At 63.6% G+C, this 14,112-nt stretch carries 17 protein-coding genes; 4 read left to right on the forward strand and 13 right to left on the reverse strand.

Annotated elements, in window-relative coordinates:
• Window positions 1-2: 2 nt before the first annotated feature.
• From RS694_RS00610 to RS694_RS00660, 11 genes are all read right to left on the reverse strand, one after another.
• Entirely contained in the window at window positions 3-668 is a 666-nt protein-coding gene (locus RS694_RS00610; RefSeq protein WP_029706400.1) for a methionine ABC transporter permease, read from the reverse strand.
• The gene (locus tag RS694_RS00615; RefSeq protein ID WP_029706401.1) at window positions 661-1,701 is read right to left on the reverse strand and encodes a methionine ABC transporter ATP-binding protein; all 1,041 of its coding nucleotides are present in this window, start codon (window positions 1,699-1,701) and stop codon (window positions 661-663) included. The genes RS694_RS00610 and RS694_RS00615 overlap by 8 nt, the downstream gene beginning before the upstream one ends.
• Window positions 1,702-1,719: 18 nt before the next feature.
• On the reverse strand, window positions 1,720-1,935 hold the full coding sequence (locus RS694_RS00620) for a TOBE domain-containing protein (protein ID WP_029706402.1): 216 nt from the start codon (window positions 1,933-1,935) through the stop codon (window positions 1,720-1,722).
• Window positions 1,936-2,085: 150 nt separating this feature from the next.
• Window positions 2,086-2,901, reverse strand: coding sequence for an ATP-binding cassette domain-containing protein (locus RS694_RS00625; protein WP_029706403.1), 816 nt, complete (start codon window positions 2,899-2,901; stop codon window positions 2,086-2,088).
• Between the two features lie 68 nt (window positions 2,902-2,969).
• Complete coding sequence (gene ssuC, locus RS694_RS00630) at window positions 2,970-3,863, reverse strand: aliphatic sulfonate ABC transporter permease SsuC (protein ID WP_037246687.1); 894 nt, start codon at window positions 3,861-3,863, stop codon at window positions 2,970-2,972.
• Window positions 3,860-4,234 carry a VOC family protein gene (locus tag RS694_RS00635; protein ID WP_029706405.1) on the reverse strand — a complete coding sequence of 125 codons (375 nt, stop codon included), beginning with the start codon at window positions 4,232-4,234 and terminating at the stop codon, window positions 3,860-3,862. The genes ssuC and RS694_RS00635 overlap by 4 nt, the downstream gene beginning before the upstream one ends.
• A gap of 5 nt (window positions 4,235-4,239) precedes the next feature.
• Window positions 4,240-5,487, reverse strand: a complete 1,248-nt coding sequence (locus tag RS694_RS00640) for an FMNH2-dependent alkanesulfonate monooxygenase (RefSeq protein WP_029706406.1) — start codon at window positions 5,485-5,487, stop codon at window positions 4,240-4,242.
• 11 nt (window positions 5,488-5,498) lie between these two features.
• Window positions 5,499-6,521 carry a sulfonate ABC transporter substrate-binding protein gene (locus tag RS694_RS00645; protein WP_276324423.1) on the reverse strand — a complete coding sequence of 341 codons (1,023 nt, stop codon included), beginning with the start codon at window positions 6,519-6,521 and terminating at the stop codon, window positions 5,499-5,501.
• Between the two features lie 180 nt (window positions 6,522-6,701).
• Window positions 6,702-7,664, reverse strand: coding sequence for a sulfonate ABC transporter substrate-binding protein (locus RS694_RS00650; RefSeq protein WP_029706408.1), 963 nt, complete (start codon window positions 7,662-7,664; stop codon window positions 6,702-6,704).
• Window positions 7,665-7,785: 121 nt separating this feature from the next.
• A complete protein-coding gene (ssuE, locus tag RS694_RS00655; RefSeq protein ID WP_029706409.1) occupies window positions 7,786-8,376 on the reverse strand; it encodes an NADPH-dependent FMN reductase in 591 nt (196 codons plus the stop codon).
• A gap of 171 nt (window positions 8,377-8,547) precedes the next feature.
• Window positions 8,548-9,564, reverse strand: a complete 1,017-nt coding sequence (locus tag RS694_RS00660; protein WP_029706410.1) for a sulfate ABC transporter substrate-binding protein — start codon at window positions 9,562-9,564, stop codon at window positions 8,548-8,550.
• 341 nt (window positions 9,565-9,905) lie between these two features.
• Here RS694_RS00660 and RS694_RS20630 point away from each other — a divergent pair, with 341 nt between their 5' ends.
• Entirely contained in the window at window positions 9,906-10,052 is a 147-nt protein-coding gene (locus RS694_RS20630) for a hypothetical protein (protein WP_156876160.1), read from the forward strand.
• Between the two features lie 154 nt (window positions 10,053-10,206).
• Here the strand turns inward: RS694_RS20630 and RS694_RS00665 are convergent, their stop codons facing one another.
• Entirely contained in the window at window positions 10,207-11,016 is an 810-nt protein-coding gene (locus tag RS694_RS00665) for an AraC family transcriptional regulator (RefSeq protein WP_076069194.1), read from the reverse strand.
• 116 nt (window positions 11,017-11,132) lie between these two features.
• Between RS694_RS00665 and RS694_RS00670 the strand changes: the two genes are divergently transcribed.
• From RS694_RS00670 to RS694_RS00680, 3 genes are all read left to right on the forward strand, one after another.
• Window positions 11,133-12,068 (forward strand): DMT family transporter, encoded by a 936-nt coding sequence (locus tag RS694_RS00670; protein WP_029706412.1) that lies wholly within the window; start codon window positions 11,133-11,135, stop codon window positions 12,066-12,068.
• Window positions 12,069-12,317: 249 nt separating this feature from the next.
• Window positions 12,318-12,815: a GAF domain-containing protein gene (locus RS694_RS00675; protein ID WP_051391731.1), complete on the forward strand. Its 498-nt coding sequence runs from the start codon at window positions 12,318-12,320 to the stop codon at window positions 12,813-12,815.
• Window positions 12,812-13,228: a response regulator gene (locus RS694_RS00680; RefSeq protein ID WP_029706415.1), complete on the forward strand. Its 417-nt coding sequence runs from the start codon at window positions 12,812-12,814 to the stop codon at window positions 13,226-13,228. The genes RS694_RS00675 and RS694_RS00680 overlap by 4 nt, the downstream gene beginning before the upstream one ends.
• Before the next feature lie 66 nt (window positions 13,229-13,294).
• Here the strand turns inward: RS694_RS00680 and RS694_RS00685 are convergent, their stop codons facing one another.
• Window positions 13,295-14,068, reverse strand: a complete 774-nt coding sequence (locus tag RS694_RS00685; protein WP_029706416.1) for a TerC family protein — start codon at window positions 14,066-14,068, stop codon at window positions 13,295-13,297.
• Window positions 14,069-14,112 lie beyond the last annotated feature (44 nt).

A 14,112-nucleotide genomic window follows, 5' to 3' on the forward strand; every position in this document is an offset into this window, starting at 1 on the left:
AATTAGCGGTGGCTCAGATGGCGCACCAGGCGGTCGCCCGCGCTTTGCACCGCCTGGACAAACACGATGAGCAGCAGCACCACGGCCGCCATCACCTCGGGCAGAAAACGCTGGTAGCCGTAACGGATACCCAGGTCACCCAGACCGCCGCCGCCAATGGCGCCGGCCATGGCCGAGTACCCGGTGAGACTCACAAAGGTGACGGTCAGCGCCGCCACGATGCCCGGCAGTGCCTCGGGCAACAACACCTTGCCGACGATCTGCGAGGTGGTGGCACCCATGGCCTGGGCCGCTTCCACCAGGCCGTTGTCGACCTCGCGCAGCGCGGTCTCCACCAGCCGCGCCACAAACGGGCCGGCGGCCAGCGTGAGTGGCACCACGGCCGCAGCCGTGCCGATGGACGAACCCGTGATGAACCGTGTGAACGGAATCACTGCGACCAGCAGGATGATGAAAGGTGTGGAGCGCACCGCGTTGATCACGACGCCGACCACGCGGTTGGCCGCATGGTTCTGCAGCACACCGCCGGTGTCGGTCAGGCGCAGGTACACGCCCAGCGGAACGCCGATGGCGGCGCCCAGCGTGCCCGAGATGCCCACCATCACCAGCGTTTCCCAAAACGACTGGACAAACATTTCCAGCAGCGCCTGGCTGAAGGTTTCAAACATGGGACACCTCCTGCACCAGCACACCGGCCTGGCGCAGGTGCGCCACGGTGGATGCCAGTTGATCCTGCGCACCGCGTGCCAGCACGGCCAGCGTGCCAAACGGGCGGCCGCCCACTTCGTCAATCTGCCCGTGCAGCAGGTTCAGGTCCACTCCAAAGCGGCGCACCACATCCGACAGCAGCGGTTTGTCCGAGTCAGCCCCGGCAAACACCAGACGCAACAGCGTGGCCTGGCTGGCGGGTACACCGCCGAGCAGCGCACGCACGCGGTCCAGCACCACGGCCGGCAGCTCCTGCGGCACCACATCGTCGAGCAGGCTGCGGGTGGTCTCGTGTTGCGGGCGGCTGAACACGTCGAGAGTGTCGCCCTGTTCCACGATACGGCCCGCGTCGATCACGGCGACCTGGTTGGCAATCTGTTTGATGACCTGCATCTGGTGCGTGATCAGCACCACGGTCAGGCCCAGCTCACGCTGCACTTCGCGCAACAGCGCGAGGATGGAGCGTGTGGTTTCCGGGTCCAGCGACGAGGTCGCTTCGTCCGACAACAACACCTTGGGGCGGCTGGCCAGCGCACGGGCAATGCCCACGCGCTGTTTTTGCCCGCCGCTGATCTGCGCTGGGTAACGGTTGCGCAGGGCCGACAGGCCCACCAGGGCCAGCAGCGGCTCCACACGCGCGACGATCTCGGCGCGGCGCAGGCCTTCGAGTTCCAGCGGCAGCGCCACGTTGTCAAACACCGTGCGCGAGGACAAGAGGTTGAAATGCTGGAACACCATACCGATGTCGCGGCGCGCAGCGCGCAGCGCCGTGGGGTCCAGTGCGGTGAGTTCGCGTCCGTCGACCCGCACCGTGCCGGAGGCCGGGCGGTTCAGCAGGTTGATGGTGCGCACCAGGGAGCTCTTGCCCGCACCACTGCGGCCAATCACACCAAAAATCTGACCGCGCGGCACCGACAGGTCGATGCCGCGCAGCGCCTCCACCGGGCCTTGTGGGCCGGCGTAGGTTTGCACAATGCCTTGAAGTTCAATCACAGGGGATGAGGCTCCGTCTTAGAGCTTGGCAATAGACACTTCGGTGGACTTGACCAGTGCCACCACGTCGGAGCCAACCACCAGTTGCAGGTCGTCCACAGAGCGTGTGGTGATGACGGATGTGACGATGCCCCATGGGGTTTCCACATCGACTTCGGAGACCACGTCACCGCGGATGATTTCGCGTACTTTTCCCTTGAATTGGTTGCGTACGTTGATGGCTTGAATGGACATGATTTCTCCTTGAAAGGTCCGTTGAAAAATAGAACTTTGTTGAACCGCTATTTCCGTTCGGGCTGAGCCTGTCGAAGCCTTGTGCAAGTCCCTGATGGGCAGGGGCTGCGTTTCGACAGGCTCAACGCGAACGGATGTATTCGGCATGGTTTAAATAGCCCAGCGCAGCGCGTGGCCTGCGACAGCGGGCCAATGGGTGTCGTTGGCAGGTTCTTCGGCGGCAGGGCGTTGCAGCACGCGGTCCAGGATGCGTTTCTCGATGGCGGCAAACGCGGCATCACCGCGTGCCCGGGGGCGCGGCAGGCGGATGCGTTCGTCCAGCGCAATCTTGCCGTCTTCGATCAGCACCACGCGGTCGGCCAGCGCCACGGCTTCCTGCACGTCGTGGGTCACCAAGAGTGCGGTGAAACCTTTGTGCAGCCAGAGGTCTTCAATGAGGGCGTGCATCTCGATGCGGGTCAGCGCATCCAGCGCGCCCAGCGGTTCGTCCAGCAGCAGCAAATGCGGGTTGTGCACCAGCGCACGCGCCAGTGCCACACGCTGGCGCTGTCCGCCCGACAGGCGTGCGGGCCACTCGTCCAGGCGTTCACCCAGACCCACCTGGCCCAGCACCTTGGCCGCGGCGGCGCGGGCGTTGGTCTGCAGGCCCAGTGCCACGTTTTCGACCACGCGTTTCCACGGCAGCAGGCGCGCTTCCTGGAACATGATGCGGGTGTCATCGCGCAGCCCGTCCAGCGTTTCACCGTCGATCTGCAGCGTGCCGGCCGTGGCGGTTTCCAGCCCGGCCACCAGGCGCAAGAGCGTGCTCTTGCCGCAGCCGCTGCGCCCCACGATGGCGACAAACTCGCCCGGCTCGATGTGCAGCTGCGTGTTGTGCAGCACGGTGCGCGCACCGTAGCGTTTGGTCAGACCCTGCACTTGCAGGCTCACGCCTTGTGCGGTGGAGGTGGGTGTTTTAGTGGTCAAAAGTGGCTCCTGCCCTTGTGGGGTGTGCGCAAACAGCTATGAATTTGGTAGCAAAAATGGTGTGTCGCTCAGAGCGCCTTCTGGTAACCGGGGTGCCAGCGCAGCCAGTACTGCTCCAGAGCGCGGGCAAACAGGTCGGCCAGCTTGCCCAGTAGCGCGTACAGCAGGATGCCCACCAGCACGATGTCGGTTTGCAGGAACTCGCGGGCGTTCATGGTCATGTAACCAATGCCGGACTGCGCCGAGATGGTTTCCGCCACGATCAGGATCACCCACATCAGCCCCAGCGAAAACCGCAGGCCCACCAGGATGCTGGACAGCGCGCCCGGCAAAATGATCTGGCGGTACAACTGCCAGCGCGACAGGCCATAGGTGCGGCCCATCTCGATGAGCTGCGGGTCCACATTGCGGATGCCGTGGAAGGTGTTGAGGTAGATCGGGAAGAACACCGACACCGCGATCAGGAACAGCTTGGCCGACTCGTCAATGCCAAACCACAAAATCACCAACGGGATCATCGCCAGCGCGGGCACGTTGCGCACCATCTGGATGGTGGAGTCCAGCAGCGTTTCAAACACCCGCACCGAACCGGTCAGCAGACCGAGCAACAAACCCAGCCCGCCACCAATGGCTAGGCCCGTAAGTGCGCGCCCGGCGCTCACCTTCACATGGGTCCACAACTCGCCGGATTCGGCCAGTGTCCACGCCGCAGTGGCCACGTCCAGCGGCGCGGGCAACACGCGGCTGGAGAGCCAGCCGCGCGAGGCGGAGAGTTGCCACAGCGCAATCAGCGCCAGCGGCACCAGCCACGGTAGCAGGCGCTGGCCGACGGCGCGCAGGAAGCGCTGTATCGGTTCCGCAGGCAGGGAGAACAGCGGGAACAACGGCAAGAAGCCGTAACCCGGGGTTTCAATCACGTCCAGTTGGGGCGTGGGGGAGGCTTCGTGGGGTGTGCGGGTCATACGGTTTGGCTCTGTGAGTCGTCGGGTTCGAGAAATTCCAGCCCGTTGCCCGCTGGGTCCTGTACATAAAAGCGCAGGTGGCCTGGCAGCGGGCGGCTTTCGTCCAGCGTGTAACCGGCGTCCAGCAGCCGGTTGCGCAGGCCGGGCAGGCCCACCACTTCCAGCGCCAGGTGCGACACCGGCGACGTGGGGTGTGCGCTGTCGTCGGGCACCAGGTCAATGCGCTGGTCGCCCGCCAGAAACCGCAGCGCCTGGCGCTGCGGGTGGGGCAACTCCAGCAGCCCCAGCAAGCCGTTATAGAAATCGCGTACGGCCTGCTGCGCCACGCGGCCCAGCGGCAACTGCACATGGTGGATCGCGTGGATGGTCATGGTCTTCAGCTCTGCGAAACCTTGGGCACGAAGTTGTTGGCCACCACTTCGCCAAACGGGCCCAGCACGTTGCCACCGGTGAGCTTCTCTTGCGTGTCTATCGACAGCAGCGGGAACACCAGTTCGGCAAAACGGTAGGCTTCTTCCAGGTGCGGGTAGCCCGACAGCACAAAGGTGTCCAGGCCCAGCGCCGCGTACTCTTCAATACGTGCGGCCACGTTTTGCGGCGAGCCCACCAGCGCTGTGCCGGCACCGCCACGCACCAGGCCCACGCCCGCCCACAGGTTGGGGCTGATCTCCAGCGATGCGCGGTCGCGCCGATACGTCGACGGGCCGCCCCTAGACGTGAGCGCCCCCTCGGGGGGCAGCGAGGACACGCCAGTGCCGAGCGTGGGGGCGATGCCCTTGCCGGAGCCATGCAGCGCGGCCATGCGGCGCTGGCCTTCGGAGTCCATCTTGGCGAAAGCGCTCTGCGCGCGGATCACCGTGTCGTCGTCCAGGCGGCTGATCAGGTCGTCCGCGGCGGCCCAGGCTTTTTCCTCGGTCTCGCGCACGATCACATGCAGGCGGATGCCGAAGCTCACCGTGCGGCCGCGTTTGGCAGCGCGCTCGCGCACATCAGCTACTTTCTTCGCCACATCAGCGGGTGGTTCGCCCCAGGTCAGGTAGGTCTCGACCTGTTCGGCGGCCAGCTCGTGGGCAGCCTCGGACGAGCCACCAAAGTACACCGGCGGGTGCGGCTCTTGCAGCGACGGGTAGAGCAACTTGGCACCCTTGACGGAGAGGTGTTTGCCCTCAAAGTCATAGGCTTCGCCGGTATGGCTGCGCGTAATGATTTCGCGCCAGATGCGGATGAACTCGGCGCTTTGTTCGTAGCGCTCTGCGTGGTCCAGGAACACTCCGTCGCCTTCCAGTTCTGCCTTGTCGCCGCCAGTCACCAGGTTCACCAGCAGGCGCCCGCCCGAGAGGCGGTCAAAGGTGGCCGCCATGCGTGCCGCCAGCGCGGGCTGGTGCAGGCCGGGGCGCACCGCCACCAAAAATTTCAGGCGCGTGGTCACGGGCAGCAGGCTGGAAGCGACCACCCAGGGGTCTTCGCAGGAACGGCCGGTGGGGATGAGTACACCTTCGTAACCCAGGCTGTCGGCCGCTTGCGCGATCTGCTTGAGGTAGTTGTGGTCGACCGTGCGTGCACCTTCAGCGGTGCCCAGGTAACGGCTGTCGCCGTGGGTGGGGATGAACCAGAAAATTTTCATGATGAAAGCACTCAGGGTTTGACGGGGATGGTTGTGGTCGTGGTGCGCACCGACGGCGGTTGCCAGACGATTTGCGACACCCGCACGGGTTTGGGGATCAGGCCCAGGCCGTGGAAGGCGTCTGCCACACGCTGCTGGTCGGCAATCGTGTTGGCACCCAGCAGGCCCACGGGCGAGCGCGGGCGGCGTTGCAGAAACAGGCTCACCACACCCGCGTCCAGGCCGCTGAAATCGGCAATCAGCTTGATCGCTTCTGGCCGGTGCTCTTGCGCAAAACGGTCGGCGTTGGTGAGTTCTTCAAACAGCGCGGTTATGGCTTCGGGGTGCTGCGTGGCAAACGGTTTGGAGGCCAGGTAAAACGAGTTGTTGCCCGACAGGCCGCGCCCGGTGGCCAGTGCGCGTGGCTGGATGGCCAGCTCGGTGGCGGCGTAAAACGGGTCCCAGATGGCCCAGGCGTCCACACTCTGGCGTTCAAACGCGGCGCGCGCATCGGCGGGGGCCAGGTAGATGGGGGTGATGTCACTCCACTTCAGGTTGGCCTTCTCCAGCGCACGCACCACCAGGTAGTGCGCACTCGACCCCTTTTGCACGGCAACCTTCTTGCCCTTGAGGTCGGCCAGGGTGCGCAGTGGCGAGTCCTTGAGCACCAGGATGGCGGAGCTGTCGGGCTTGGGTGGCTCTGCGCCCACGTAGACCAGGTCCTTGTCGGCAGCCTGGGCGAAGACGGGCGGGGCGTCACCGGTCAAGCCAAACTCCAGCGCACCGACGGCCAGGGCTTCGAGCAACTGCGGCCCGGCGGGAAACTCGATCCAGCTCACCTTGGTTTGTGGGAAGCGTTTTTCCAGCGCGCCCTGCTGTTTGAGGATCACCAGGTTGGCGGCCGACTTTTGGTAACCAATGCGCAGCAGCTCGGGCGCCTTGCCGCTGCCGGCAGACTGGGCCCAGGCGCTGCCGCCGGTGATGGGGCCGGACAGACTCCAGGCGCCTGCCGTCACCGCCAGCAACTGCAGCAGCGAACGGCGACCGGCGTTCAAGGAGCGCTGTGCCAATCCCACCGTTCGGGCTGAGCTCGGCCTGTCCTGAGCTTGTCGAAGGGTCGAAGCCTTCGCGAAATACTTGGCGTGCAAGGGCTGCGTTTCGACAAGCTCAACGCGAACGGAGGTGTTTGATAGCGCTTCAGTAGGAGGGACAGGGCGTGCCATCAGGTGTGCTCCTTAGCCCAGGTCCACCGGTGCGGCGTGCAGCAGGTTAAGTTTTCGGGGGATCAGCTTGAGTTCGAAGAAGGTGTCGGCAATCACCTGCTGCTCGGCCAGGATGTCGCGGGTGACCACGGACGTGCCGTAGGCCGCGCGGTTGACGTACAGCTCGGTCACCTCCTTGCTCAGTCCCAGCACGGCGGAGAGCTCTGTGGCGGCGGCCGCCTTATTTTTGGAGACCCAGGTGTCGATGGCGTTGATTTCTTCGATGGCGATCTTCAGCACGTCGGGATTCTTGGTGGCGAAGTCGCGCGAGGTGAAGTAATACTGCCGGTTGTTCACAACACCAGAAGCGTCGGCCAGAAGGCGGGCGTCCAGCGTTTTTTGTGCGGCGGCGAGGAACGGGTCCCAGATGATCCATGCGTCGACGGCGCCTTTTTCAAACGCGGCGCGCGCGTCGGCTGGTGCCAGGAAGATGGACTGCACGTCGCTGTATTTCAGGCCGTTTTTCTCCAGCAGCTTGACGAGGAAGTACTGCACGTTGGAGCCCTTGTTGTAGGCCACGCGTTTGCCTTTGAGGTCGGCCACGGTCTTGATGGCCGAGTCCTTGGGCACCACGATGGCTTCGAGCTTCGGCCGTGGCACGGTGGCGCCGGCGTAGACCAGCGGTGCACCTGCGGCCTGGGCAAAGATGGGGGGCGCTTCGCCCACGTCACCAAAGTCGATGGAGCCGACGTTGAGCGCTTCGAGCTGCACCGGGCCGGCATTGAACTCGGTCCAGGTCACGTTCACGCCCAGCGGGGCCAGGCGCTTTTCGAGTGTGCCGCGGCCCTTCAGGATGGACAGCCAGCCTTTTTGGTTACCGATGCGCAGCGTGCGCTGGGCGCTTTGTGCGAAGACACTGCCCGTGCCCAACAGGGCAGTCGAGGCAGCGGCGGTGGCCAACAACTGGCGGCGGTTCAGGGCAGTTTTCAGGGTCATCGCAAGGTCTTTCAGGGGTGCGCAGACAAGGCTTCTCCCTTGCCGCATGCGCGGGTTCAAAAAATGAGGAGCGGGAAATGGAGGCCAGCGCCGCTTCGGGCGGCACCGGGGAGGGAGCGGTTTAGACGCTACATCGCACTTGCGAAAAATGCACCGGTGCAAACCGTCCGGCGTGGGCCAGTGCGGGTTGCAGGGTTTCGGTCACGATGCCGTGCACCGCTTCGTCCAGCCGTGCGCCAATGGCGGCATCCACGTGGTAGCTGCCTTCGGGCGACAGGGTGACCTGCGCGTCGGTGGCGTAGATGCCGGAGAGGATGTGCTTGGAGCCCAGTGCCTGCAGCACCGGGCGCAACGCATAGTCCAGCGCCAGCATGTGGTGTGGGCTGCCACCTGTGGCCAGCGGCAACACCGTCTTGCCCTTGAACGCGTCTTGCGGCAACACGTCCAGAAACACTTTGAGCACGCCGCTGTAGGCTGCCTTGTACACCGGCGTGGCCACCACGATCACCTGGGCCTGTGCCACCTGGCCAATGGCCTGGCTGATGGAGCGGTGGCCAAAGTCGGCCAGCAAGAGCGCCTGGGGAGACAGATCGCGCACCCGCAGCCGGTCCACCAGGGCGCCGCGGGTTTGCAGGCGCTGGCCTGCCGCTTCCAGTAGCGCTGCGGTACGCGAGCGCTCGGAAGGGCTACCGGCAATCAGGAGGACAGACATCTGGGGGCTTTCTTTTTGCTATGGAAACAGGAGCTGCTTGCGCATATCCCATAAGGGCTGAAGGTCGATTTGTTGTTGAATTCCGTTCGCGTTGAGCTTGTCGAAACGCAGCGCCTGCCAATCGAAGGTGGTTAGAGGCCCTTCGACAGGCTCAGGGCGAACGGAGCTGTCTTACTTCTTGGTGTAGATCTGGTCAAAGCTGCCGCCGTCGGCAAAGTGTTCCTTGTCCGCCTTGTCCCAGCCGCCAAAGGCCTGGTCGATGGTGAACAGGTTGATCTTGGGGAACTGCTTGGCGTACTTGGCTTGTGCCTTGGCCGAGATGGCGGGGCGGTAGAAGTTCTTGCCAGCGATGTCCTGGCCTTCTTCGGTGTACAGGTACTCCAGGTAGGCGGTGGCGACAGTGCGTGTGCCCTTCTTGTCTACGTTCTTGTCGACCACGGCCACAGCGGGTTCGGCCAGGATGGAGAGGGACGGTGCGACCACGTCAAACTTGGCGCCGAATTCCTTTTCCAGCAAATAGGCTTCGTTTTCCCAGGCGATCAGCACATCGCCCTGGTTGCGCTGGGCAAAGGTGATGGTGGAGCCGCGTGCGCCAGTGTCCAGAATCGGCACGTTGGCAAACAGCTTGGCCACGAATTCCTTGGCCTTGGCGTCAGAGCCGAACTTGCGCTTGGCAAATTCCCAGGCTGCCAGGTAGTTCCAGCGGGCGCCGCCAGAGGTCTTGGGGTTGGGCGTGATGACCTTGATGTCGGGGCGGATCAGGTCATCCCAGTCCTTGATTTTCTTGGGGTTGCCTTCACGCACGGCCAACACGATGGTGGAGGTATAGGGCGAAGAGTTGTGGGGCAGGCGTTTTTGCCAGTCGGTGTTGATCCAGCCACCGTTGCGCGCCACGGCGTCGGTGTCACCGGCCAGTGCCAGTGTGGCCACGTCAGCGTCCAGGCCGTCAATGATGGAGCGGGCCTGTTTGCCGGATCCACCGTGGCTTTGCTTGATGGTCACGTCCTGGCCGGTCTTGGCTTTCCAATGTTTGGCGAACGCGGCGTTGAATTCGACATACAGCTCGCGCGTCGGGTCGTACGACACGTTAAGCAACTCAACCGGCTTGGGCTGTGCACCGGCGACCAGCGCGGTGCTGGCCAGGGCGGCGGCAAGGGCAAACTTCAAAAGAGGGCGGCGGTGGGCCATGGTCAACTCCAGAAAAAACACACGCAATATCGCGATGGGTTGGATTCTGGAAGTTGGTCGTTAAAACTGGAACTACTGTTTTATCAGTTCTAAATTACTTAAACATCTTTAAAGGGGTTGGCCGGGAAGAGGTAATCGGAGATCGTCATCGAATCCGTCAAGAATGAATATGGATGGAATGCCTGCCGGGCGCGACGACATGGATGACGAAAGCTAGGTTCTTTCCTAAATGTGCAGACTGCAACTTAGGAAGGAGACGTCGAGCCTTTCTGCGTAATGTCGATAGCCAGAATGGGAAAGGTGTGTGCATAAACGATGTTTTGCCTGTCAGACTTTCGCTCATGAAAGTCGAAATACCGCCCCTCAGCGAAGTCTCCAAGTTTGTCGAGAGCTTGCAACGGAATGCGCTTGGTGCATCGCTGCTGATCTTGTTGATCCTTTCTGTGGGACTGGTGGTTTATGTTTGGCGTTGGGCGCCGCTTGGATGAGCGTTTTCAAAGTTGGCCGTGGGAATGAAGCCAGACCGTGTCCCTGAGCGAACCCGTTCGCGTTGAGCTTGTCGAAACGCAGTTCTTGCAAATCGTAGGTGTGTTGAAGGCTTCGACAGGCTCAGCCCGAACGGAATAGTGGTTCTGTATAGCCCTAAGCCCCCGCAGCCGCCTTCCCCACCACCCCCTTCCGATACTCATCCGGCGTAGTCCCCATCAGCTTCTTGAACATGCTGATAAAGGCCGACGCACTGCCGTAGCCCAAATCCAGCGCAATCGTTTCCACGGTCTGACCGGCTTCCAAGAGTGGCATGGCGCGCACCACGCGCAGGCGTTGGCGCCATTCGGCGAGCGACATGCCCAGGTCGCGCTGGCAGCGGCGGGTGAGGGTGCGTTCGGTGGTGTGTACGGCGTGGGCCAGTTCGGGCAGGGCGCGGTTGTCGCCAGGGTTGGTCTGCAGCAGGCGCAGCACGGCAGCCAGTTGCGGGTCTTCCGAGCTGGGCAGGTAGCTGCCCGCGCGCGGTGAAACGGCCAACTGGTCCAGCAGCACCTGCAGCAGGCGGGCATCTTCTTCCCCGTTGGGGGCGCCGGTGGGCAGTTGGCGCAGGTGTTCCAGCAGGGCGCGCACCAGGGGGCTAACGGTCAGCGCGCAGGGCGTGGCGGGCAGGGCGCCGCACAGCGGGCGGCTCACATAGAGCGAGCAGTGGTGTGCCTCCTTGCGGTTCAGGCCCACGTGCTGCAGGTCGGGCGGCAGCCACAGGCCGTACTGCGGCGGGGCGAGAAAGTGGTGCTCGGCCACCTTGACCTCCATCACGCCGCTGAAGGAATACACAAACTCGCCCCAGGCGTGCTGGTGCAGCGGGTAGACGCCTTCGGCTGGCACGTGCGCGCTGCGGAACATCAGGGGCGCGGGCAGGCTGGGGCTGGAGATGGGTATTTCCAGTTTGGGGCGCAGGATGGGCATGGCAGCGGTGGCGTTTGGCGGCTTTGGTGGATGGCTTGTCTGGTTTGCACTATATCCATGAAAGCAGCCAAATCAATAATGGCTGCCCTCCCGCCACTTCCTCAGGACCGCACCGCATGGACACCCGCAAAGCCCTCGACTCCCAGGCCATTGGCTGCATGCTGGTGCTGTGCGCGTTGTGGGCCCTGCAGCAGGTGACGCTCAAGGCCACGGCGCAAGACATTGCGCCCATCTTCCTGATCGGCCTGCGCTCCGGCGTGGCCGCGTTTCTGGTCTGGCTGGTGATGCTGTGGCGCGGTGAGCGCCTGGGCCTGCACGATGGCAGCTGGCGCCCCGGCCTGCTGGTGGGCCTGCTGTTCGGGCTGGAGTTCATGCTGGTGGGCGAAGGGCTGCGCCACACCAGTGCCTCACATATGGTGGTTTTCCTTTACACCGCGCCCATCTTCGCGGCGCTGGGTCTGCACTGGCGCCTGCCGGCCGAGCGGCTGGGCGTGGTGCAGTGGCTGGGCATCGCGTTGGCGTTTGGTGGTATCACCATGGCCTTCTTCGGCCGCACCCAGCCCACGGCGCCTGCGCCGGGCAATATGTTGTGGGGCGACTTTTTGGGTCTGCTGGGCGGCATGGCCTGGGGCGCCACCACCATGGTGGTGCGCTGTTCGCGCCTGTCCAGCGCGCCGGCCACACAAACGCTGCTGTACCAACTGGTCTGCGCCTGCGTGCTGCTGCTAGGCGCCGCGCTGTTCACCGGCCAAACCAACATCCACTTCACCCCCCAGGTCTGGGCCAACCTGGCTTTCCACACGCTGGTGGTGTCGTTCGCAAGTTTTCTGGTCTGGTTCTGGCTGCTGCGCCACTACCTGGCGTCACGCCTGGGCGTGTTCTCGTTCATGACGCCGCTGTTCGGCATTGTCTTTGGCGCGTGGTTCCTGGACGAGCCGATTGAAATGAGCTTTGTGCTGGGCGCGGTCCCGGTGTTGTTCGGGATTGTGCTGGTCAGTGGCGGCGCCTCGGTGACGCAATGGTGGGCGCGGTTGCGGCTGCAGATGGGTTGAGGCGACAGCGCGTTCAATGACGCATGCGCAGCGCGGGACGCCGTGCTTCAGGACCCCGCATCGCGACTTGGCCCGATCATCGAGGGTGTAGCTACTATCAAATTTATAGTGGCTTGCGCAGATGACATAAGGGCTGGGGGCCAATTTGGCATATGAACCAACCCCTGGGGCCAAACGCATTAAAGTACGCTGGTGTTCGGCAAATGCAATGCCACCCCCGCCCCGGGGTGGCCGTGAAGGCAGAAATCTATGATCCCAGCACCCATCCCCAGCAACGAGGACGACCGCCTTGCGGCGCTGCGTGAGCTGCTGATTCTGAACACGCCGCCGGAGCAGCGGTTTGACCGCATCGTGGCATTTGCGGCGCAGGAGTTTGATGTGCCGCAGGCGTTGATCTCGCTGGTGGACGCGGACCGGCTGTGGTTCAAAGCCAAAGTCGGGTTGGATATTGAAGAGAGCACGCGCAGCGATTCGTTTTGCGCCCACGCCATTCTGGTGGACGAACCCACCGTGGTGCTGGACGCCCGGATGGACCCCCGGTTTGCCGACAACCCCAATGTGATCACGGGGGCCAATATCCGCTTTTATGCGGGGGCGCCGCTCACGCTGCCCTCGGGGCAAAACGTGGGCACGCTGTGTGTGTTTGACCAGCAGCCCCACGAGGTGGATGACGTGGCCCTGGCGGTGCTGAGCGTGCTGCGTGATCTGGTGGTGGAAGAACTGTTGCGCAAAAAGGCCCTGGCATGACGGCGCCGCACAGCGAGCCACAGCGCGATATCCTGGTGGTGGAGCAGGCCGCCATGGTGGGCAGCATCATCGTGTCCACCGCGCGCCAGCTGAATATGCCGAACGTGCGCCTGGCCACCAGCATCCGCGGGGCGCAGCAGTTGCTGGAGCAACATGCCTTTAGCGGCCTGATTGCCTCGTTGAATGACGAAGCCCCGGCGCTGGAAATGATTCAGAACCTGCGCGATGGCCAGTACCGCACAGCAGCCAACGTCCCCTTGGCCGTGACGGCCACCGCGTGCGGCGTCGATCTGGCAAATTCCCTGCGTGGCTTTCTGGTGCGCCGCGTCTTGCTCAAGCCGTTCAAGGTGCGCGACGTGATCCTGACCATCCGCTTGTTGCAAGACGGCCCCCAGGAGAAACAGGCCGCTTAGGCAGCAGGCCTGTGCTGCATGAAAAGGGGCCCCGCAGGGCCCCTTTTCATGTACGCCTTGGCCGGCTTAAGCGGCGGGTGTGTCGGCCTTGCTGGCCGCCGCCAGCGCCTGGCGTTTGCTGCGGGCGCGGATGTTGAGGGCTTCCACCCCCAGCGAGAAGGCCATGGCCGCGTAGATATATCCCTTGGGGACGTGCTGGTCAAAGGCTTCGGCGGTCAGCGCCATGCCCACCATCACCAGAAACGCCAGGGCCAACACCTTGACGGACGGGTGGCGGTCTACAAACTCGCCAATCGGCTTGGCGGCCACCAGCATCACACCGACCGAGGCCACCACGGCAGCCACCATCACGCTGATCTGGTCGACCATGCCCACGGCGGTGATGACCGAGTCCAGCGAGAACACGATGTCGATGATGGCGATCTGACCAATGATGGCCCAGAACAGCTTTTGGCCCGCGGCCTTGACGGCGGCCGTGTCGGTGACGGGGGCGGCATCTTGCTCACGCGCTTCCACTTCGACAAAAATTTCGTGCGAGGCCTTGTACAGCAGGAACAGGCCGCCGAGCAGCAGCACCAGGTCACGCCCGCTGAAGCCGTGGTTGGCCACGCTGAACAGGTCGGTGGTCAGGCTCATCACCCAGCTCAGCGAGAACAGCAGCAGCAGGCGCGAGACCATGGCAAAACCCAGGCCCAGGCGGCGCGCCTTGTCACGCATTTCCTGCGGCAGGCGGCCGACCAGGATGGAGATGAAGATGATGTTGTCTATGCCCAGGACGATTTCCAGGGCGGTGAGCATCGCAAAAGCGATCCACACATTGGGGTCAAGAAGGAATTCCATGCGGTTCTTTTTGGATGAATAGAACCGCGAATGCTAGGGCTTAT

Source organism: Rhodoferax saidenbachensis (assembly GCF_001955715.1).
Taxonomy (GTDB): Bacteria; Pseudomonadota; Gammaproteobacteria; order Burkholderiales; family Burkholderiaceae_C; genus Allorhodoferax; species Allorhodoferax saidenbachensis.